Origin of the sequence: Sphingobium sp. DN12 (genome assembly GCF_051058005.1) — a bacterium.
GTDB lineage: Bacteria > Pseudomonadota > Alphaproteobacteria > Sphingomonadales > Sphingomonadaceae > Sphingobium > Sphingobium yanoikuyae.
On sequence record NZ_CP173717.1, the window covers coordinates 1,969,060 to 1,988,715 of the forward strand.

Annotated in this window: 18 protein-coding genes; 10 read left to right on the top strand and 8 right to left on the bottom strand. The window is 66.4% G+C overall.

Annotated elements, in window-relative coordinates; genetic code table 11:
- Positions 1 to 15: 15 nt before the first annotated feature.
- Positions 16 to 912, bottom strand: coding sequence for a DMT family transporter (locus ACI6S0_RS09240; RefSeq protein WP_037507056.1), 897 nt, complete (start codon positions 910 to 912; stop codon positions 16 to 18).
- Positions 913 to 1,019: 107 nt separating this feature from the next.
- Between ACI6S0_RS09240 and ACI6S0_RS09245 the strand changes: the two genes are divergently transcribed.
- The 5 genes from ACI6S0_RS09245 to ACI6S0_RS09265 all read left to right on the top strand — a co-directional run bounded on the left by ACI6S0_RS09245 (position 1,020) and on the right by ACI6S0_RS09265 (position 6,138).
- Complete coding sequence (locus ACI6S0_RS09245) at positions 1,020 to 1,406, top strand: c-type cytochrome (protein WP_004212329.1); 387 nt, start codon at positions 1,020 to 1,022, stop codon at positions 1,404 to 1,406.
- Positions 1,407 to 1,547: 141 nt separating this feature from the next.
- On the top strand, positions 1,548 to 2,801 hold the full coding sequence (locus tag ACI6S0_RS09250) for a CaiB/BaiF CoA transferase family protein (RefSeq protein WP_303759914.1): 1,254 nt from the start codon (positions 1,548 to 1,550) through the stop codon (positions 2,799 to 2,801).
- A complete protein-coding gene (locus tag ACI6S0_RS09255) occupies positions 2,798 to 3,580 on the top strand; it encodes an SDR family NAD(P)-dependent oxidoreductase (RefSeq protein ID WP_434405614.1) in 783 nt (260 codons plus the stop codon). Before ACI6S0_RS09250 ends, ACI6S0_RS09255 begins: the two co-directional genes overlap by 4 nt.
- A gap of 12 nt (positions 3,581 to 3,592) precedes the next feature.
- The gene (locus tag ACI6S0_RS09260; protein WP_434405615.1) at positions 3,593 to 4,459 is read left to right on the top strand and encodes an enoyl-CoA hydratase; all 867 of its coding nucleotides are present in this window, start codon (positions 3,593 to 3,595) and stop codon (positions 4,457 to 4,459) included.
- Positions 4,456 to 6,138, top strand: coding sequence for an acyl-CoA dehydrogenase family protein (locus ACI6S0_RS09265; RefSeq protein WP_434405616.1), 1,683 nt, complete (start codon positions 4,456 to 4,458; stop codon positions 6,136 to 6,138). The genes ACI6S0_RS09260 and ACI6S0_RS09265 overlap by 4 nt, the downstream gene beginning before the upstream one ends.
- Before the next feature lie 46 nt (positions 6,139 to 6,184).
- Here the strand turns inward: ACI6S0_RS09265 and ACI6S0_RS09270 are convergent, their stop codons facing one another.
- The 7 genes from ACI6S0_RS09270 to ACI6S0_RS09300 form a co-directional block, all read right to left on the bottom strand.
- Positions 6,185 to 7,357, bottom strand: a complete 1,173-nt coding sequence (locus ACI6S0_RS09270) for an acetyl-CoA C-acetyltransferase (protein ID WP_434405617.1) — start codon at positions 7,355 to 7,357, stop codon at positions 6,185 to 6,187.
- 72 nt (positions 7,358 to 7,429) lie between these two features.
- The gene (gene cofC, locus ACI6S0_RS09275) at positions 7,430 to 8,008 is read right to left on the bottom strand and encodes a 2-phospho-L-lactate guanylyltransferase (RefSeq protein WP_434405618.1); all 579 of its coding nucleotides are present in this window, start codon (positions 8,006 to 8,008) and stop codon (positions 7,430 to 7,432) included.
- Positions 8,005 to 8,946 (bottom strand): 2-phospho-L-lactate transferase, encoded by a 942-nt coding sequence (cofD, locus tag ACI6S0_RS09280; protein ID WP_434405619.1) that lies wholly within the window; start codon positions 8,944 to 8,946, stop codon positions 8,005 to 8,007. The genes cofC and cofD overlap by 4 nt, the downstream gene beginning before the upstream one ends.
- Positions 8,943 to 9,716, bottom strand: a complete 774-nt coding sequence (gene cofE / locus ACI6S0_RS09285; protein WP_434405620.1) for a coenzyme F420-0:L-glutamate ligase — start codon at positions 9,714 to 9,716, stop codon at positions 8,943 to 8,945. Before cofE ends, cofD begins: the two co-directional genes overlap by 4 nt.
- A 9-nt stretch (positions 9,717 to 9,725) precedes the next feature.
- Positions 9,726 to 10,391 carry an NADPH-dependent F420 reductase gene (gene npdG, locus ACI6S0_RS09290; RefSeq protein WP_069338666.1) on the bottom strand — a complete coding sequence of 222 codons (666 nt, stop codon included), beginning with the start codon at positions 10,389 to 10,391 and terminating at the stop codon, positions 9,726 to 9,728.
- Positions 10,381 to 12,801, bottom strand: coding sequence for a 5-amino-6-(D-ribitylamino)uracil--L-tyrosine 4-hydroxyphenyl transferase CofH (gene cofH / locus ACI6S0_RS09295; RefSeq protein WP_434405621.1), 2,421 nt, complete (start codon positions 12,799 to 12,801; stop codon positions 10,381 to 10,383). The genes npdG and cofH overlap by 11 nt, the downstream gene beginning before the upstream one ends.
- Before the next feature lie 51 nt (positions 12,802 to 12,852).
- Complete coding sequence (locus ACI6S0_RS09300) at positions 12,853 to 13,572, bottom strand: TetR/AcrR family transcriptional regulator (RefSeq protein WP_434405622.1); 720 nt, start codon at positions 13,570 to 13,572, stop codon at positions 12,853 to 12,855.
- A 95-nt stretch (positions 13,573 to 13,667) separates the two neighbouring features.
- On the opposite strand from ACI6S0_RS09300, the gene ACI6S0_RS09305 reads away from it, so the two are divergent.
- Genes ACI6S0_RS09305 through ACI6S0_RS09325 form a run of 5 tightly spaced genes read left to right on the top strand, consistent with a single transcriptional unit; the run spans position 13,668 to position 19,654 of the window.
- The gene (locus ACI6S0_RS09305) at positions 13,668 to 14,690 is read left to right on the top strand and encodes a phosphotransferase family protein (RefSeq protein WP_434405623.1); all 1,023 of its coding nucleotides are present in this window, start codon (positions 13,668 to 13,670) and stop codon (positions 14,688 to 14,690) included.
- A 22-nt stretch (positions 14,691 to 14,712) separates the two neighbouring features.
- Positions 14,713 to 15,453 carry an SDR family NAD(P)-dependent oxidoreductase gene (locus ACI6S0_RS09310; RefSeq protein WP_434405624.1) on the top strand — a complete coding sequence of 247 codons (741 nt, stop codon included), beginning with the start codon at positions 14,713 to 14,715 and terminating at the stop codon, positions 15,451 to 15,453.
- Between the two features lie 43 nt (positions 15,454 to 15,496).
- Positions 15,497 to 16,726: an acyl-CoA dehydrogenase family protein gene (locus tag ACI6S0_RS09315; protein WP_313392435.1), complete on the top strand. Its 1,230-nt coding sequence runs from the start codon at positions 15,497 to 15,499 to the stop codon at positions 16,724 to 16,726.
- A 34-nt stretch (positions 16,727 to 16,760) separates the two neighbouring features.
- Entirely contained in the window at positions 16,761 to 18,107 is a 1,347-nt protein-coding gene (locus tag ACI6S0_RS09320; RefSeq protein ID WP_434405625.1) for an MFS transporter, read from the top strand.
- An 11-nt stretch (positions 18,108 to 18,118) separates the two neighbouring features.
- Positions 18,119 to 19,654 (top strand): AMP-binding protein, encoded by a 1,536-nt coding sequence (locus ACI6S0_RS09325; RefSeq protein WP_434405626.1) that lies wholly within the window; start codon positions 18,119 to 18,121, stop codon positions 19,652 to 19,654.
- The last annotated feature ends 2 nt before the right edge of the window (positions 19,655 to 19,656 follow it).

The window sequence follows — 19,656 nt, forward strand, 5'->3', positions numbered from 1 at the left end:
CCATTTTTTTGATGGTCAGTCGACCGGCCTGCGGTCGGGCGAGAAGGCGATGATCGTCACGCCCAGCAGCGCCACGGTCCCACCCGCAATCATGCCGACCGTGATCGGCGTGCCGAAATAGAGCGAGGCAAAGACCGTCGACATGACCGGCGATGCCAGCATCAGCGGCATGATGGTCGAGATCGGATAGCGCTGCAGCAGCCAGGCGAGCGTCCCCTGTCCCAGCACCGTCGCGCCCAGGCAGGAAAAGGCGAACCAGCCGGTCGGCACCCAGCCGACATGGGCCAGCCCCGCGATCGCCGGCCGCTCGAACATCAGGGCAAAGGGCGCCAGCACCGCCGCGCCCATCAGGCCGTTCCACGCCTGGCCGTTCATCACGCTCACCCCGGTCAGCTTGCGCTGCACCAGGGTCGCGCCGCCCCACACCATCGCCGCGCTGGCCATCACCAGCACGGCAGGCACCTCCGCCAGGATATGCGGATCGAACACCAGCGCCACGACCCCGGCAAAGGCGAGCAGCACGCCGACGATCTTGCGCCGGTTGAGCCGCTCGCCCAGCAGCAGCGCGCCCAGCAGAAGCGAGAAGGGTACGCTGAGTTGCCCGGCGATCGCCAGCGCCCCGACATTCGTCGCCATGAACAAAGCCAGGTTCAGCAGCAGCAGGAACAGCCCGCCATTCAGGAAGCCATAGAGCATCAGCCAGCCCGTCCGGCCCGGTAGCGGGCGCAACGCCGGCGCACAGATCAGGAAGACCGTCCCCATCCGCAGCGCCACCGACAATAGCGGCGCGGTCGCATCCACCACCACTTTCATCGCGATTACGTTGAGCGCGAACATGATGTTCACCAGCAACGCCAGCGCCATGCCGCCCGGCCCGAACCGATGGTTCGCCATGGGTTCGCCATCGGCCATTTCCGCATCCTTCCCGCTTCAACCGCCGTTCAGACTCAGACGGCTATTGGTTTATTTATGCACACTGGTATAGATTTTAACCAGAGAAGAAGGGAAGAGGAATCAGGATGTCGATGAAGCATGTTTCGCGCGTGATGATGTTCGCTATGGCGGTCGCGGCCACCGGCCCGGCACTGGCCCAGGCGGGCGATGCGACCAAGGGCAAGGCGGTTTTCGCCCGCTGCGCCGTCTGCCACTCGGTCGATCCGGGCGTAAAGAAGCTTGGCCCTTCGCTCTCGGGCGTGTTCGGGCGCACCTCGGGCACCGTGCCGGGCTTTACCTATTCCCCGGCGATGCAGAAGGCCAAGATCCGCTGGGATGCCAAGTCGCTCGACGGCTTCCTGGCCAAGCCCAGCGCAGCCGTGCCCGGCAGCCGCATGGTCTTTGCCGGCCTGCCCAACCCGGCCGATCGCGCCAACCTGCTCGCCTATCTCGCCGGCGCCACCAAGAAATAAGCCGAAAAGTATCCTATAGTGCAATAATTCTTGCCCTTCATTCCTGCACCCGCTATCAGAATCATCAACCGATGCAGCAGATAGACGGGGACAGGAGCGGATGGCGATGACAGCGGTCATGACGGACAAGGCGGACAGCCGATGAGCGGCCGCGCGCTTGAAGGGATCAAGGTTCTCGACCTGTCGCGCGTGCTCGCGGGGCCATGGTCGACCCAGATACTCGCCGACTTCGGTGCCGACGTCATCAAGATCGAACTGCCCGGCCATGGCGACGATACCCGCGCCTGGGGTCCGCCCTTCCTGACCGGCGCCGATGGACAGCCGGAAATCGGCACCAGCGCCTATTATCTCTCCTGCAACCGCAACAAGCGCTCCGCCGCGATCAATCTGGCGACGCCGCAGGGCGCCGAGCTGATCCGCCGGCTGGCGGCGGAAGCCGACATATTGGTCGAGAATTTCAAGGTCGGGGGCCTGCGCAAATATGGTCTCGACTATGCCAGCCTGAAGGCGATCAACCCGCGCCTCGTCTATTGCTCGATCACCGGCTTCGGCCAGACCGGCCCCTATGCCGACCGGGGCGGCTATGATTTCGTTGCCCAGGGCATGGGCGGCTTCATGAGCATTACCGGCGAAGAGGATGGTGGCCCGCTGCGCGCCGGCGTCGCCATGGCCGACCTGTCGACGGGCATGTTCGCGACCGTCTCCATCCTTGCCGCCTTGCGCCATGCCGAACGCACTGGCGAAGGGCAACAGATCGACGTGTCGCTGCTCGATACCCAGATCGCGATGCTCGCCAATCAGGGGATGAACTGGCTGGTCGGCGGCATCGTGCCCGGACGCCTGGGCAATCGCCATCCCACCGTCGTCCCCTACAAGACATTCGAGGTCGCCGACGGCATGATGATCATCGCGATCGGCAATGATCGCCAGTTCCGCGCCTTCTGCACGGAAATGGGCCATGCGGAACTGGGCACCGATCCGCTCTACGCTACCAGCGCCCAGCGCCTCATCAACCGCGACGCGATCGAGGCGAAGGTGCAGGAGATCGTGCGCCCCTTCGCCCGCGACGACCTGATGGCGCGCTTCGTGGCCGCGGGCGTCCCCGCCGGCCCGGTCAACAGCATCCAGGATGTGTTCGAGGATCCGTTCATCGACGCCCGCCAGACCGTCCATCGCTATCGCCGGGAAGAGGATGGGGTCGAGATTCCGACCGTCGCCTATCCCGGCAAGCTGTCAGCGACGCCGGCCGATTATCGTCACTGCCCGCCGCGCGTGGGCGAACATAGCCGCGAAATATTGGGGGAATGGCTCGGCCTCGACGACGGCGCGCTCGACGCGCTGACGAGCGACGGCGCGATCGCCCAACGCCCCGTGAAGGAGAGGACACAGGCATGAAGATCGATCAGGGGGTAGCCGCCATCGTCACCGGCGGGGCATCGGGTCTGGGTGAAGCGACGGCCCGCGCAATCGCGGCGCAGGGCGCCAAGGTCGCGCTGTTCGACTTCAACGAGGAAACCGGGAGGAAGGTCGCGGCGGACATCGGCGGCACCTTCTGCAAGGTCGATGTCACCGACGAGGCTTCGGTCGATGCCGGCTTTGCCAAGGCGCGCGCCGCCCATGGCCAGGAACGTATCCTGGTCAATTGCGCGGGTACCGGCAATGTCATCAAGACCGTCAGCCGCGACCGCGAGACCGGCGAGATCAAGGCCTTCCCGACCGACCAGTTCGAACGGATCATCCAGATCAACCTGATCGGCACCTTCCGCTGCTGCGCCAAGTCGGCCGCCGGCATGCTCAGCCTCGACCCGCTGGAAGACAAGGCGCGCGGCGTCATCATCAATACCTCCAGCGCGGCGGCGGTCGACGGCCAGATCGGCCAGGCGGCCTATTCGGCGTCGAAGGGCGGCATCGTCAGCCTGACCCTGCCGATGGCGCGCGACCTGATGGGCGAAGGCATCCGCGTCAATGCGATCCTGCCCGGCATTTTCGACACGCCGCTGATGGCGCGGGCCAGCGACAAGGTGCGCGACGCGCTGTCGGCCACCGTTCCCTTCCCCAAGCGTTTCGGCAAGCCCGAGGAGTTTGCCGCGATGGCGCTGGCGATGATCGAGAATGACTATTGGAACGGCGAATATGTGCGGCTCGACGGTGGCCTGCGCATGCCGCCGCGCTGAGGGAGAAGGACGATGTCCGAAGAAGCGCAGCCCGAATTCGTGACCTACAATGTGGTGGACGGCGTCGCCTGGGTGATGCTGAACCGCCCCCAATATGGCAATGCCCAGAATTACCGGCTGCTCGGCCAGCTCGACGACGCCTTCAAGCGCGCGGTCGAGGATGACGGGGTCAAGGTGATCGTGCTCGGTGGCGAGGGCAAGCATTTCTCTGCCGGCCATGACATCGGCACCCCGGACAAGGACAGCCACATGCCGCGCACGCGCACCAGCATGTGGTGGGACCATCTGAACAAGGGCGGCGCCGAACGCCAATATGTGCTGGAACAGGACGGCTATCTGGGCCTGTGCCGGCGCTGGGCCGACATCCCCAAGCCGATGATCGCCATGGTGCAGGGCGCCTGCATCGCCGGCGGGCTGATGCTGGCCTGGGTCTGCGACCTGATCATCGCGTCGGAAGACGCCTTCTTCCAGGATCCGGTGCAGCGCATGGCCCAGCCGGGGGTCGAATATTTCGCCCATGCCTTCGAACTGCCGACCCGCGTTGCGCGCGAACTGCTGCTGCTTGGCCGCCGCATGCCGGCCCAGCGCGCCTATAATTTCGGCATGGTGAACGAGATTTTCCCGCGCGAGACGCTGCGCGAGGAAGTGGCCAAGATCGCCACCGAAATCGCCCAGCATGAACGGTTCGGTCTGGCGCTAACCAAGCAGGCGTTCAACTTCGTCGAGGATGCGCGCGGCAAGCGGCAGGTGATGGATAGCGTGTTCCACATGCATCATCTCGCCCATGCCCATAATCAGCTGATGACCGGCAATCTGGTCGGCGGACTGGATGCCAAGGCAATGGCATCGGCGAACAAGAAGCAGGCGGGGGAAGGATGAGCGCGACCATGGAGATGGACAAGAATATCCTGGTCCTGCCCGATCTGCCGGCACTGCTATCGGGTGCGGCCGACGCCGCGCACGCCTTTGTCGCCGCCGCCCGGCCGCATGTGAAGGCGCGGATCAGCAATGACGGCGGCAAGGTCGATCGCGTCCTCGCCGATGTCGAGCAGCATGTCGTCCACGGCTTTGGCTGGTTCGCCGCCTATACCGAAATGCTGCGCGAAGTCGCCAGCTGGGCCGCCTGTCTCGACGCCCAGGGCAGCTTTGGCGAGATCGAGGCACTGCTCGCCCAGTTGCTTTTCGCCGAATATGGCGCGCAGATGCTGGGCGGCATCCCGATGAACCAGGGCGAGGTGATCCGCCCTACCGACCTTACCGACGATCTCTCTGCGCTCGACGCACCGGCCCTGCGTACCCTCATCCGCAGCGGCGGCGGCCAGGCGGTGAAGAGCGCGATTGCCGGCCATCTGGTCGATGCGCGCGGCCGGGCGACGCTGGAAAATTGCGGCCTCGACGAGATGTTCGACATGGTGCGCGATCAGTTTTTCGCTTTGTCGAACGAGAAGGTCGCGCCCTTCGCCCATGAATGGCATCTCAAGGATGAACTCATCCCGCTGCCCTTGGTCCAGGAACTGGGCGAGATGGGCGTGTTCGGCATGACGATTCCAGAAGAGTTTGGCGGCCTTGGCATGGGCAAGACCGCGATGTGCGTCGTGTCGGAAGAATTGTCGCGCGGTTGGATCGGCGTCGGCAGCCTCGCCACCCGGTCGGAAATCGCCGCCGAACTGATCCTGACCGGCGGCACCGCCGAGCAGAAGGCCCATTGGCTGCCGCAGATCGCCAATGCCGCGATCCTGCCCACCGCCGTCTTTACCGAGCCGGACACCGGCTCCGACCTCGGCGCGCTGCGCACCCGCGCGACGCTGGCTGACGGCGAATATCGGGTCAGCGGCAACAAGACATGGATCACCCATGCGGCCCGCGCCGACGTGATGACCCTGCTCGTCCGCACCGATCCCGACACCCGCAACTATAGCGGCCTGTCCATGCTGATCGCGCCCAAGCAGCGCGGCACGGTCAATGCCCCCTTCCCCACGCCCGGCATGAGCGGCGGCGAGATCGAGGTGATCGGCTATCGCGGCATGAAGGAATATGAGATCGGCTTCGACGATTTCCGCGTGCCTGCCGCCAATCTGCTCGGCGGGGTCGAGGGCCAGGGCTTCAAGCAGTTGATGGCGACCTTCGAAAGCGCCCGTATCCAGACCGCCGCCCGCGCCATCGGCGTCGCCCAGGCGGCGCTCGACATCGGCCTTTCCTATGCGCTCGACCGCAAGCAGTTCGGCCGGCCGATCTTCGACTTCCCCCGCGTCGCCAACAAGCTGGCGATGATGGCGGCGGAGATCATGGGCGCGCGCCAGCTCACCTATTTCGCCGCCCGGCGCAAGGACGAAGACAAGCGCTGCGACCTGGAAGCCGGCATGGCCAAGCTGATCGGCGCGCGGGTCGCCTGGGCGGCGGCCGACAATGCGCTGCAGATCCATGGCGGCAACGGCTTCGCCACCGAATATCAGGTCAGCCGCCTGCTGGCCGACGCGCGCATCCTCAACATTTTCGAGGGTGCCGGCGAAATCCAGGCCCAGGTCATCGCCCGCCGCCTGCTCGACGAAGCCAATTGAAGGATCGGCCCTTCCCCGCCACCGGGGAAGGGCCGATCTTTCCCCTTCAGAGCCGTTCCACGATCGTCACATTGGCCATGCCGCCGGCCTCGCACATGGTCTGGAGGCCATAGCGCGCGCCACGATCATGAAGCGCGCTGACCAGCGTCGCCATCAGCTTGGCGCCCGATCCGCCCAGCGGATGGCCCAGCGAAATCGCCCCGCCATGCACGTTGAGCCGCGAGGGATCGGCGCCCAGCGCCTTGGCCCAGGCCAGTGGCACCGGCGCGAACGCCTCATTCACTTCATAAAGATCGATATCGCCCAGCGTCATGCCCGCCCGCGCCAGCGCGCGCTCGGTCGCCGGGATCGGCGCCTCCAGCATGATGACCGGATCATGGCCCAGCACGGTCATTTCATGCACCCGCGCCAGCGGCGTCAGGCCATGGGTCTTGAGGCCCCGCTCATTGACGATCAGCAGCGCCGCGGCGCCGTCGCAGATCTGGCTGGCATTGGCGGCGGAAATCACCCCGCCCTCGGTCAACAGCTTGACGCTGGCAATCTTCTCCAGGCTGGCGTCGAAGCGGATGCCCTCATCCACCTTGTGGACCAGCGTCTCGCCCTCGGCGGTCTCGACCTCCAGCGGCACGATCTCCGCATCGAACTTGCCGGCCTGCGTCGCCGCCGCCGCGCGATGATGGCTTTCCAGCGCATAGGCATCGAGCGCCGCACGGTCGAAGCCATATTTGCGGGCCATCATCTCGGCCCCGCCAAACTGGCTGAACGGCGTGTCGGGATAGCGCGCCTCAATCCCCGGACTGCGATAGGTGCCAAAGCCATGCTTGGCCGCCAGCGTCCAGGGCAGGCCCATCGGCACGCGCGTCATGCTCTCGACACCGGCGGCGATCACCACGTCCTGCACCCCGGCCATCACCGTCGCGGCGGCGAAATGCAGCGCCTGCTGCGACGATCCGCACTGGCGGTCGACATGGGTGCCGGGCACGGATTCGGGCAGGCCGCTCGCCAGCACGGCGTTGCGGGCAATGTTCGCGCCCTGCTCGCCGCCGGGACAGGCGCAACCCATGATGACATCCTCGATCGCGGCCGGATCGATCCCGCTGCGGCCCACCAGTCCCGCCAGCACGCGCCCGGCCAGATCCGCGGGATGCACTCCCGCCAACCTGCCGCCCCGCTTGCCACCGGCGCTACGCGCCACGGCCGCAATATATGCCTCCGCCATCCGACTCCTCCAATTATATACCTAGATGCAATTTTATTGCCTTACCCCGCCCGTTCGGCAGGACCAAGGCAATTATGCACCAACGGAAAATATTTGGAGATGCTCGGGCAGGTCGACATCGTCGGCGAGACCGGGCCGCCGGAGGATCGACACGCGATGCCCGGCTCGTTCCGCCTCCCCGAGATGGGCGGCACAACTGCCCGGCCCGAAGCGCAGCGGGATGAGGCCGGGCCGCTTCAGCAATAGCCCATTCGTTCCCTGCCCGTCTCGGTCGGTGGCGATCACCACATCGGCGGGTTCCCGCACCATCGCGCGCAGGTCCGCAGCCGCCAGCATCGGCAGGTCCGCGCTCAGGATCAGCACCAGGCGATCGATCGGCAACGCCTGCATCGCCGCCATCAGCGCCGGCACATGGCCGGGTTCCCGCTCGGCCAGGACAGTCGCGCCCCGCTCGGTCGCGAAACCGCGCACCTCCGGGCAAGCGCTGACGACATGCACGGCCGCATCCGGGATCGCATCGCGCGCCACTGCCAGCACATGCCCCAATAATTGCCGGCACAGCGCCGCCCGATCCCGTGGCCCCAGAACCTCGGCCAGCCGGCTCTTGCCCTGCGCAAAGCTCTTGGCCGGGATCAGGATCGACAGCGTCACGGGGCCGCGCGCCGCAAGGCGGCCGCAAAATCGATCATCTGAGCGGCCAGCGCCCGCTGCTGATCGACATTGCGCATCAAGATGTCGGCACTGCGCACCGCCAGACCATCGTCGGCCCAGCCCTGCGCATCGGCAACGTCCACCATCAGCCCGTCGATCAGCCCATCATAATGGCGGGCGATCGTCGCCGGCGTCGTCGGCAGGCCCAGTTCGGTCATGATCTTGGCCGCCGGCCCCTTGACCGCCTGACCGGCGATGAAGGGCGACAGCGCCACGCACGGCACGCGCCGCGACGCCAGCCTGTCGCGCACACCCGGCACCGCCAGGATCGGATCAATCGACAGGATCGGATTGGATGGGCAAAGAATGATCGCCTCCAGCGCAGGATCATCCAGTGCCGCCATCAGACCGGCGCTCGGCCGCGCTGCTGCGGCCCCGTCGAACCGGATCGATTTGAAGCGCGGCCCGCATTGATGGCGCACGAAATAATCCTGGAAGGCCATTTCGCCCTGGTCGGTGTCGATCATCGACCGGACCGGATCGTCGCTCATTGGCACGATCGCCGGCCCGATGCCCAGCCGCGCGGCGATGTCGGCCGTGACCGAAGACAGCGTGCCCTCGCGCAGCAAGGCGGTGCGCAGCACATGGGTCGCCAGATCGCGATCGCCCAGGTTGAACCAGCTTTCGCCGCCCAGCCGCCGTGTCGCGTCCATGAAGGCCCAGCTTTCATCGGCCACGCCCCAGCCGCGCACGGCATCGTTCATGCCGGCGAGCGCATAGGTGACGCTGTCGATGTCGGGCGAGATATGCAGGCCCATATGGACGAAATCGTCACCGGTGTTGACGGCAATGGTCAGCGCGCCGGGCGGCACGACGCCGGCCAGGCCATTGGCGAGCTTGGCGCCGCCGACGCCCCCGGCCAGGGCAAGCACGCTCATGGGAACAGGTCCATCGCCGGTTCGCGGATCAGTTCGGCCGCGCTGCCCTCATTGCGGCCCCGCGCAATCCCCCGCGCCACGACGATAGGCCGGCCTTCCCCGGCCTGCCCCATGATCAGCGAGGCGGCGGCCGCCACCTCGTCGGCCAGGCCCAGTTCGCTGGTCTGCAACGGCCGGCCATGCAGGTCCGGCTCGCCGCGCAGGTCGAGCAGGCCGCTCATGCCGGCGACGCCGATCGCCACGCCGCAAGTGCCCTTGCGCCAGGCCCGGCCCAGACTGTCGATGATGACCACCGCAATGTCGATGCCCAAGGCATCATGCACCGCCCGCCGCAGCGCCGCAGCGCTGCCATCGGGATCGAGCGGCAACAGCAGCGCTACGCCATCTCCGTCCTGCGCGATGTTGGACTGGTCGATCCCGGCATTGGCCAGCACCAGGCCCAGCCGATGGCGCACAATCAGCACGCCCGGCCGGACCCGCATCAGCTTCTCGCTTTCCGACAGGATCAGTTCGACCAGCCGGGGATCCTTGTGGCATTGCGCTGCCAGATCGATCGCCTCGGCCGAGGGCGACACGCTGGCCAGCGGCACCGCGCGTCCCTCCGCCTTGGATATGATCTTCTGCGCCAGCACGACGATATCGCCATCCTGCAGCGACAGGCCATTGGCATGGCAGGCCGACAGCAGCATAGCCGACAGATCGTCGCCCGGCGCAACCATGGGAACCCCGTTCAGGGCCGATAATGTGATGGCAGCCGGTGCGACTATCATGGATGCAGCTTACACTCCGGTGATGCGAATACCCGATCCGGGCACCTTGTACCGCCGATTGAGCGCAATCAAGACCGACGTAAGTCCTTCTGCAACAACCGAATTGCACAAGGGTCCGGCATTCCAGGCGCGCAGGCCGATTTCCTGCGCCAGTGCGACCACCTGGTCCGCCGCCTCGCTGTCGTCGGCGCAGACCAGCACGTCGCACTCGATCTCCTCGTCCAGCTTGGTCAGGTGATGCGCGCTGATATTCTGGAAGGCGGACACGACGCGGACGCCTTCGCCCAGCATCTTCTGCACCGCCTCGACCGCCGATCCGCCATCGGGCAACTGCACCCGGCTGACCTTGGGCGGCACCAGTGGCACGGTCACGTCGATCAATATCTTGCCCGCCAGCGCGTCGGCGACATCCTTCACCGTCGATTGCTGCGCAGCATAAGGCACGGCCAGCACGATGATGTCCGCCTGCGCCGCCGCATCGGGATTGGCGGCGCCGACGACCGAACTCCCGCCCAGCGTCGCGTTCATCGCATCGGCCGCTTCCTGCGCCCGCTCGGCGGTGCGGCTGCCGATGATGACCTTGTGCCCCTTGTGCGCCCAGCGCAGCGCCAGGCCCCCGCCTTCCTTGCCGGTCCCGCCAAGCACGGCGATCGTCGCCAAAGCCTCATTCTGCATATTCAAACCTCTCCTGGTTCGTATCAGCCTCGCGCCGCCGCTTGCGCGGGGGCGTCAGGACCATGGGTGTCAGTTCCGCCGCGGTCATTCCGCGTGCATGGATATCTTCGCTCACGCCGCCATAGGCGGTGCTGCGCTGCCGGGGCGTGCGGTCGATCGACCGGATCAGCGCCTCCATCGCCGCGGGCGGCATTTCCTGGCCGTGCTGGGTGCCGGCCGCACGCGAGATGCTCTCGTTCATCAGCGTGCCGCCCAGGTCATTGGCGCCGCCCTCCAGGCAGGCCTTCACCCCTTCCGGCCCCAGCTTGACCCAGCTGGTCTGGATCGACCGGATATGCGGGTGCAGCGCCAGCCGCGCGACCGCGTGCATCAGCCGTACCTCGCGGAAGGTCGGGCCATGGCGCGACTGGCCGCGCACGCCCATCGGCGCTTCCATATGGACGAAGGGCAAGGGCACGAATTCGGTGAAGCCGCCGGTCCGCCGCTGCAGATCGCGGATACGGATCAGGTGTCTTGCCCAGTGACGCGGCGTGTCGACATGGCCGAACATGATCGTCGCAGTGGTGGTGAAGCCGACGCGATGCGCGGTCTCGATCACCTCCAGCCATTGCGCCGTGTCCAGCTTGTCCGGGCAGATGATCGCCCGCACCTCGTCATCCAGTATCTCGGCCGCCGTGCCGGGCAGCGTGTCGAGGCCCACCGCCTTCAGCCGGCGCAGGAAATCCTCGACCGGCAGGCCCAGCGTCGCCGCCCCCTGCCACACTTCCAGCGGGGAAAAGGCGTGGATGTGCATCTCGGGCACCGCCGTCTTCACCGCGCGGGCCAGGTTCAGATAGGTGTCGCCAGTATAATGGGGGTGGATGCCACCCTGCAGGCAGACTTCGGTGCCGCCCCGCTCCCACGCCTCGCGGGTGCGGCGGACCACTTCCTCCAGGTCCAGGTCATAGGGCTTGCCGCGCAGCGCCTCCGCCTTGTCGCCCTTGGAAAAGGCGCAGAAGCTGCATTTATAGGCGCAGATATTGGTGTAGTTGATGTTGCGGTTGACGACATAGCTGATCATGTCGCCCATTTCCCGCATCCGCAGCGCGTCCGCGCTGGCGCAGACATGCTCCAGGTCACTCTCGCGCGCGGTGAACAGCGTCTCGATCTCGGCTTCTTCCAGCAGCGCCCCGGCCATCGCCCGGTCGACGATCGCCGCGATCGCGGGATCGACCGGCAACGCCGACGGCCGCGTGATGCGCGGCTCCAGCGCGATACCCGGCGACCAGTCATCCTCGCGCGCAAAGCCCATCGCATCGGCATGGGCCAGCACATGACGGACCATCGCCTGGTCCTGCCAGCGCTCATTATCCTGCGCATAGGCAGGATAGACCGGCAGCCGCGCTACCAGCATTCGCCCTTCGCCCTCGGTCGCGGCGCGCAGCCGCTCGACCGCCGGCCAGGGGGCTTCCGGGTTCACATGGTCGGGCGTCACCGGCGACACCCCGCCCCAGTCGTTGATCCCCGCCGCCATCAGCCGGGGGAAGTCCGCCGCAGACAGGTTGGGCGGCGCCTGGATATTCATTTCCGGACCCAGGATCAGCCGCGCCACCGCGATCGTCCACAGCAGATCGTCCATGTCCGGCTCGGGCGCATCGGCCATCACCGTGCGTTCCTTCGCCCGGAAATTCTGGACGATCACTTCCTGGATATGGCCATAGCCATCCTGCAGGTCGCGGATCGCCTCCAGCGCCTCGATCCGTTCCTCGCGCGTCTCGCCGATGCCGATCAGGATGCCAGTGGTGAAGGGAATGGCCAGTTCGCCCGCCAGCCTTATCGTCTCCAGCCGTGCCGCCGGTTCCTTGTCGGGCGAGCGATAATGGGCGCCGCCCTTGCGGCACAGCCGGTCGGACACCGACTCCAGCATCAGCCCCTGCGACACCGACACCCGGCGCAACCTGGCCATTTCCTCGCGGGTCATCACCCCGGCATTGATGTGCGGCAGCAGCCCGGTCTCGTCGCGCACCAGCGCCGCCATTTCCGCCAGATAGGACAGGGTGCTGTCATGGCCCAGCCGCGCCAGTTCCTCGCGCGCGGCGGCGAAGCGCAATTCCGGCTTGTCGCCCAGCGTGAACAGCGCTTCGGTGCAGCCCGCCGCCTTGCCGGCGCGTGCCACCGCCAGCACTTCCTCGCGCGTCATATAGGCGTTCTCGCCCGGCCGGGGCGGCTGCGAGAAGGTGCAATAATGACAAAGATTGCGGCATAGCTGGGTCAGCGGGATGAAGATCTTGCGCGACCAGCTCTGCACCCGGCCATGGCCTTCGTCGCGCAGCGCCGCCGCCTGCGCCATCAGTTCGGCCAGCGGCATCGCCAGCAGCTCTGCCGTGCGCGCGTGCTCCGCTTCGCCGATCCTTTCCGTAACTGCCATCATCCCGCTCCGCTTGTTTCGTCTTCTATGTTCTGATTGTGATTGCGCCCCGGTTCAACCGACAGGGCCAGGTCGATCCGGAATAGCGCCGCCGCGTTGCCCCAGCCCCTTGAGCATTGCCGCCGGAATATCCGCCGGCGCTTCCAGCAACGCCACCAGCGTCTGCAGGAAATGCTCGACACTCGCATCGCTGCCCCACATCGGATGCGCGCGGCTCGCGTCCGCCAGCGCCCGCTGCCGCGCCGACAGCACGGCACTCAGATATGCCCCCATGAACACGAAACGCTGGTTCTGCAACGCCACCGGCAGGTCCGCCATCATGCCCCGCAGATGATCGAGGCACCGGCCATAGGCGTTGTTCCAGGCCGGATCGATCGCATCCAGCATCATGTCGCGATGGGTCATGGCAAAGATGACGATGAACTGGACATAATGGCTATCGGGCAGCGCCAGCACCGGCCGCACCAATATCTCCACCACTTCGCGGATCGTGCGCGGCCCGCCCTGCGCCTCCAGCCCGTCGAGCGCCGCATTGCGCTCCCGCTCCAGCGCCATCGCCCCGTCCATCACCAGCGCCCGGACCAGCGCCTCCTTCGACCCGAAATAATAGCTGACGGCGCCGTGATTCTTCTGCCCCGCCGCTGCCGCAATCTCGCGCACGGTCACGCCATCGACGCCCTTTTCGGCGAACAGGCGCAACGCCACCTGCTTGATCTGCTCGGCAGCGGATCCGCGAGTGGCATCTTCGGCCTTGGCGAGTTGAAGTCTGACCATGAGTGCAATTTCTCATTGCAATGCTGGTTCGTCAAGTGCATTATCCAATTGACCTAATCGACGGCTAACAGTCGAAAAAAGCGAGGGATGCCTAAGTGGAATCAGCGGTCGACATCGAGTCGCTGGCGACGTGGATGACGGATCAGGGGCTTGGCGCCGGTCCGATCGACAACGTGACGCCGCTTGCCGGAGGGACGCAGAATATCCTGCTGCGCCTGACCCGCGACGGCCGCGATTATATCTTCCGTCGCCCGCCGGCGCATCCCCGCCCCAACAGCAATGAAACGATGCAGCGCGAGGCCCGGCTGCTGCGCGCCATCGCCGGCACCAATGTTCCCCATCCCGCACTGATCGCCGATTGCGGCGACGAAAGCGTGCTGGGCGTCGCCTTCTACCTGATGGAGCCGGTCGATGGTTTCAATCCGGTCGGCCAGCTGCCCATGCCCCATGCCGGGTCGCCCGCGATGCGCCACGCCATGGGCCTGGCCCTGGTCGACGGCATCGCCGCATTGGGCGCGCTCGATCATCAGGCGCTGGGCCTCGCCGATTTCGGCCGGCCCGACAATTTCCTCGGCCGCCAGGTCGATCGCTGGCGCACCCAGCTTGCCGGCTATAGCGAATTTGCCGACTGGACCGGGCCGCAGGCTCTGCCCTCGGTCGATGCCATCGCCACCTGGCTGGAACGGCACCGCCCGGCCGATTTCACCCCCGGGATCATGCATGGCGACTATCATCTCGCCAATGTCATGTACCGCCCCGACAGCGGCGATCTTGCCGCGATCATCGACTGGGAACTGGCAACGATCGGCGATCCGCTGCTGGACCTGGGCTGGGTGCTCGCGACCTGGCCCGACGGCCGCGGCGCCAGCACCGTGTCGGTCACGCCGTGGGAGGGTTTCCCGACGCCCGCCGAACTGGTCGCGCGCTATGGTGCCGGCTCCGCGCGCGATCTGTCGGCGGTCGACTGGTATCATGTCCTCGCCTGCTACAAGCTCGGCATCCTGCTCGAAGGCACCCATGCCCGCGCCTGCGCCGGCAAGGCCCCACGCGACACCGGCGACCGGCTGCACAGCCGCGCCATCCACCTTTTCGACCGCGCCCAGGCGCTGATCCGCTGACATGCAGGAAGGATGTTCCCCCTTGGGCAATGAACTGGACTTCACCGGAAAGACGGTGCTGGTGGTCGGCGGATCGAGCGGCATCGGCAATGGCATGGCTCAGGCCTTCCTGAAGCGCGGCGCCCGCGTCCATGTCTGGGGCACGCGCGCCAGCGCCGCCGACTATGCCGGCGAGGAAGGGTCGGACCTCGACAATATCGGCTATACCCAGGTCGACGTCAGCGATCCCGCCGCCATCGCCGCCGCGCCCGCCCCCTTCGATGCGCTGGACGTCCTCATCCATTCGCAGGGCGCCGTCCTCTATCGCCGCCAGGAGTTCGAGGTCGACGGCTGGAACAAGGTAATGGCGGTCAATCTCGACTCCATCCTCCACATCTCCAACCGCTTCAAGGATGCGCTGGCCGCCACAAAGGGCGCCGTCATCGTTGTCAGCTCGATCGGCGGGTTCAAGGCGACCTTCGGCAACCCCGCCTATGCCGCGTCCAAGGCCGGCGCCGTCAATCTGGTCCGCGCGCTCGCCATCGCCTGGGCTGGCGAGGGCATCCGCGTCAACGGCATCGCCCCCAGCCTGGTCGATACCAAGATGACCAAGGTGACGATGGACAATGACGAGCGGCGCGACCGCGCCTTGTCGCGCATTCCGCTCGGCCGCTTCGGCTCGGTGGAGGAGATGGCCGGCGTCGCCCTGTTCCTCGCCTCCCCCCTCTCCACCTACATCTGCGGGCAGACGCTGATCGTGGACGGCGGCCTCACGCTGACCTGATCCCCTGCCCGCCTTCGCCCCATTTCCCAAAAGGACCGATCCCATGGATTTCGAATATTCCGACAAGGTGCAGGCGCTGCGGGCGCAGCTCACCGATTTCATGGACGCCCATGTCTATCCGATCGAGAAGGAACGGGATCATTTCCACCATGATCCCGCCCATCTGTGGCAGCGCTGGCCGGGCACCGAAGCGATCAAGGCGAAGGCGAAGGAAGCGGGCCTGTGGAACCTGTTCCTGCCGCATGAATATGGGGCATGGAGCCCCGGCCTCACCAACCTCGAATATGCGCCGCTCGCCGAACTGATGGGCCGGGTGATCGGATCGTCGGAATATTATAACTGCTCCGCGCCCGATACCGGCAATATGGAAGTGCTCGCCCGCTACGGCACGCCCGAACAGCAGGAAAAATGGCTGAAGCCCCTGCTCGCCGGCGATATCCGCTCCTGCTATGTCATGACCGAGCCGGGGGTCGCCTCGTCCGACGCCACCAATGTCGAAACGACGATCGTCGCCGATGGCGACGACTATGTCATCAACGGCCGCAAATGGTGGATTTCGGGCGCGCTCGATCCGCTGACCAAAGTCTATATCCTGCTCGGCCGCACGCCCAATGCGGACCGGCCGCGCCACCAGCAGCATTCGCAGATACTGATCCCGGCCGACACGCCGGGGATAGAGATCGTCCGCCCGCTCGACGTGATGAACGCCGTGCATTCGCCCGGCGGCCATGCCGAAATGGTCTTCAAGGATGTGCGCGTGCCCAGGGAAAATCTGATCCTGGGCGAAGGACGCGGGTTCGAAATCGCCCAGGGCCGCCTGGGGCCGGGCCGCATCCATCATTGCATGCGCCTGATCGGCCAGGCCCAGCGCGCGCTCGAATATATGGCCCGCCGCGTCGACAGCCGCGTCGCCTTCGGCCGCAAGCTTGCCGACCAGGGCAGCATCCGCCAGGATATCGCCCTGTCCTTCTGCGAGATCGAGCAGGCCCGGCTGCTGACGCTCAAGGCCGCCGACGCGATGGACCGCCACGGCAACAAGGTCGCCAAGGATCTGATCGCCGCGATCAAGATCGTCGCCCCGCGCATGACCCAGACGGTTGCCGACCGGGCGATGCAGGTGTTCGGCGGCATCGGCATGGCCAGCGACTTCCCGCCCGCCGCCGCCTTCATGAATGCGCGCTACCTGCGCCTCGCCGACGGGCCGGACGAAGTCCACATGGCCCAGCTCGGCAAGCTCAAGATCGCCGAACTCAACGCACTGCCGCAACGCTGAGAGACGCAAGAGGGCGAAGGGAAGGATCATGCTGATGACCAGCCAGGAGAAAGCCCCGGACGGCGGCGACACCCAGCATCTGGGTACCGCCTGGTGGATGGTGGCCGTGCTGTTCGGCCTCTATGTCCTGTCCTGGGTCGACCGGCTGATCGTGTCGATGCTGGTCACGCCGATCAAGGCGCATCTGCTGCTCAGCGATGTGCAGGTCAGCATGATCACCTCGACCTCCTTCGCCATCTTCTACGCCATTTTCGGCCTGCCGCTCGGCTGGGCTGCGGACCGCTATTCGCGCCGCTGGATCATCTTCGGCGGCGTCGCGCTCTGGGCCGTCGCCACCACCGCCTGCGGCTTCGCGCAAAGCTATGAGGCGCTGCTGGTCGGCCGCATCTTCGTTGGCGTGGGGGAAGCGGCGCTGCTGCCCGCCGCCTATTCGCTGATCGCCGACGCCTTCCCGCCGCGGCTGCTGACCCGTGCCACCTCCACCTTCCAGATGGCGGGCAAGGTCGGCTCTGCCACCGCCTTCGCACTGGGCGGCGTCGCGATCGCCTTCGCCGCCGCGCATAGCGGCATCCATATTCCCTTCCATGGCCCGGCCCAGCCCTGGCAGCTGGTGATGATGATGGTCGGCGTGCCCGGCCTGCTGATCGCCCTGCTGGTCTTCACCTTCCCCGAACCGGGCCGCCGCGGCGCGACCAGGGCCGCGCGCCCGGTCGCGGAAAAGGGCGCGATCGCTGCCTTCGTGCGCCAGAACTGGCGGCTGCTGGCGCTGATGCTGGTCGGCACTTCCTGCCTTGCCATGTGCGGCTATTCGATGACCAACTGGGTGCCCGCCTATATCGAACGGCATTTCGGCTGGAAGCCGGTGCAATATGGCGTGGCGCTGAGCCTGATGAACATCGTTTCGGCCGTGTCGCTGGTGATCAACGGCTGGATCGTCGATCGCCTGTTCACGCGCGGCATGAAGGATGCGCATCTGCGCTTCTACAGCTGGCTGATCCTCGGCTTCCTGCCGGTGATCGCCTATATGTTCTTCGCCACCAACGTCTATGTCTTCCTGGTCTGCTACTGCGTGGCGCAGTTCATCACCGTGCCCTTCATGGTCTATGTCTCCTCGATCATGGGGCTGATCGCGCCGGCGACGATCCGCGCGCGGATGCTGGCCTTCTTCCTGTTCGTCTTCACCATATTGGGCCTGGGCGCCGGCCCGGCGATCGTCGCCGCGCTCACCCAATATGTCTTCCGGTCGGAAGCCGCGCTGGGCCAGTCGCTGGCGGTGGTCGTCACCGTCTGCTCGGTCGTCGCCCTCCTCTCCTTCCGCATGGCCCTGCGCTACCTCGCCCCCACCATCGCCGCGCGTGCCGTCCACGCGCCGGCCGCCTGAAAGGACGCTGCATGTCTCTCACCCTCCAGGCTGTCGCGCCCGACCGTCGCGCCGACATGGCGCTGACCGACGAGCGCGTCTCGCTCGACTGGCTGCAACTGGATGAGCTGCTGAACCGCGCCGCCAATGCCCTGAACGGCCTCGACCTGCACGAACGACGCGTCGCCGTCTTCGCCCCCAACAGCGCCGAAACCGTGATCGCCTATGTCGGCTGTCTGGAGGCCGGCATTTCCAGCGTCCCGGTCAGCTTCCACCTCACCCCGTCGGAGGCTGCCTATATCCTCAAGGACAGCGGCGCCGTCGCGCTGCTGGTCGGCCCGGAAACGATGGAGGCGGGCCTTGCCGCCGCGGCCGAGGCCGGCGTCGCCACCGTCATCGGCTGGCGCTGTCCCGATCGCGAAGGCGTCATCCATTGGGAAGAATGGCTTGCCGCCGCTTCGACCGCCGAGCCGGACCCGAATGTCGCGCCGTTGCCTCATCTCCATTATACCTCGGGCACCACCGGCCGGCCCAAGGCGACCGAGACCCCACCGCAATATTTCCCGCGCGTCGCTACCGTCCAGGCGCTGGCGGAAACGGTGCGCGCCCGCATCACCCCCTCGCCCGGCATCGCCGTCGGCCCGCTCTACCATACCGGCCCGCTCGGCATGGCCCGCAACGTGTTCGGCGGCATGAGCCTCATCACGGTCGAGCATTTCGACGCGGAAAGGGCACTGGCGCTGATCGAGAAATATCGGGTCGCCGGATCGGTCATGGTTCCCACCCATTTCCAGCGCATGCTCGCCCTGCCGGAAGAGGTGCGCGCGAAATATGACGTCTCCAGCATCCAGCGCCTCGCCCATACCGGCGCGGCCTGCCCGCGCGCCGTCAAGCAGGCGATGATCGACTGGTTCGGCCCGGTGCTGGTGGAGGCCTATGGCGGCACCGAGGCCGGCTCCACCACCTTCATCACTTCGCCCGAATGGCTGGAGCGTCCCGGATCGGTCGGCCGCGCCTTGGCCCCGTTCGAAACCGTCATCTATGGCGATGATGGCGCGGTGCTGGGCGCCAACGAGGTTGGCCAGGTCTATTTCCGCGACACCAGCGGCCATGGCATCGTCTATCGCGGCGACCCGGAAAAGACCGCCGCCGCCCATATCGCACCCGGCATCTTCACCCTGGGCGAAATGGGCTATGTCGATGATGCCGGCTATCTCTTCATCACCGATCGCGTGTCCGACATGATCGTATCGGGCGGCGTCAACATCTATCCAGCGGAATCCGAACATGTGCTGCTGCGCCATCCCAAGGTGGCCGACATCGCCGTGGTCGCCGCCCCCAATGCGGAAATGGGGGAGGAAGCCCGCGCTCTGGTGATCCCGCGCGATCCGGCCGATCCGCCGAGCGCCGACGAACTCAACGCCTTCTGCCGTGCCAGCCTCGCCGGCTATAAATGTCCGCGCGGCTACGAGATGGTCGATGACATCGGCCGCACCATCATGGGCAAGGTCAACAAGAAGGCGCTGCGCCAGCGTTTCTGGCCGTCCGACCGGACGATCGGGGGTTGATC

What these genes read in the sequence shown, in the direction of transcription:
- ACI6S0_RS09240 (WP_037507056.1), bottom strand. Translation starts at nt 912, where the DNA reads ATGGCCGATGGCGAACCCATGGCGAACCATCGGTTCGGGCCGGGCGGC.
- ACI6S0_RS09245 (WP_004212329.1), top strand. Translation starts at nt 1,020, where the DNA reads ATGTCGATGAAGCATGTTTCGCGCGTGATGATGTTCGCTATGGCGGTC.
- ACI6S0_RS09250 (WP_303759914.1), top strand. Translation starts at nt 1,548, where the DNA reads ATGAGCGGCCGCGCGCTTGAAGGGATCAAGGTTCTCGACCTGTCGCGC.
- ACI6S0_RS09255 (WP_434405614.1), top strand. Translation starts at nt 2,798, where the DNA reads ATGAAGATCGATCAGGGGGTAGCCGCCATCGTCACCGGCGGGGCATCG.
- ACI6S0_RS09260 (WP_434405615.1), top strand. Translation starts at nt 3,593, where the DNA reads ATGTCCGAAGAAGCGCAGCCCGAATTCGTGACCTACAATGTGGTGGAC.
- ACI6S0_RS09265 (WP_434405616.1), top strand. Translation starts at nt 4,456, where the DNA reads ATGAGCGCGACCATGGAGATGGACAAGAATATCCTGGTCCTGCCCGAT.
- ACI6S0_RS09270 (WP_434405617.1), bottom strand. Translation starts at nt 7,357, where the DNA reads ATGGCGGAGGCATATATTGCGGCCGTGGCGCGTAGCGCCGGTGGCAAG.
- cofD (WP_434405619.1), bottom strand. Translation starts at nt 8,946, where the DNA reads ATGAGCGTGCTTGCCCTGGCCGGGGGCGTCGGCGGCGCCAAGCTCGCC.
- cofE (WP_434405620.1), bottom strand. Translation starts at nt 9,716, where the DNA reads ATGATAGTCGCACCGGCTGCCATCACATTATCGGCCCTGAACGGGGTT.
- npdG (WP_069338666.1), bottom strand. Translation starts at nt 10,391, where the DNA reads ATGCAGAATGAGGCTTTGGCGACGATCGCCGTGCTTGGCGGGACCGGC.
- cofH (WP_434405621.1), bottom strand. Translation starts at nt 12,801, where the DNA reads ATGATGGCAGTTACGGAAAGGATCGGCGAAGCGGAGCACGCGCGCACG.
- ACI6S0_RS09300 (WP_434405622.1), bottom strand. Translation starts at nt 13,572, where the DNA reads ATGGTCAGACTTCAACTCGCCAAGGCCGAAGATGCCACTCGCGGATCC.
- ACI6S0_RS09315 (WP_313392435.1), top strand. Translation starts at nt 15,497, where the DNA reads ATGGATTTCGAATATTCCGACAAGGTGCAGGCGCTGCGGGCGCAGCTC.
- ACI6S0_RS09320 (WP_434405625.1), top strand. Translation starts at nt 16,761, where the DNA reads ATGACCAGCCAGGAGAAAGCCCCGGACGGCGGCGACACCCAGCATCTG.
- ACI6S0_RS09325 (WP_434405626.1), top strand. Translation starts at nt 18,119, where the DNA reads ATGTCTCTCACCCTCCAGGCTGTCGCGCCCGACCGTCGCGCCGACATG.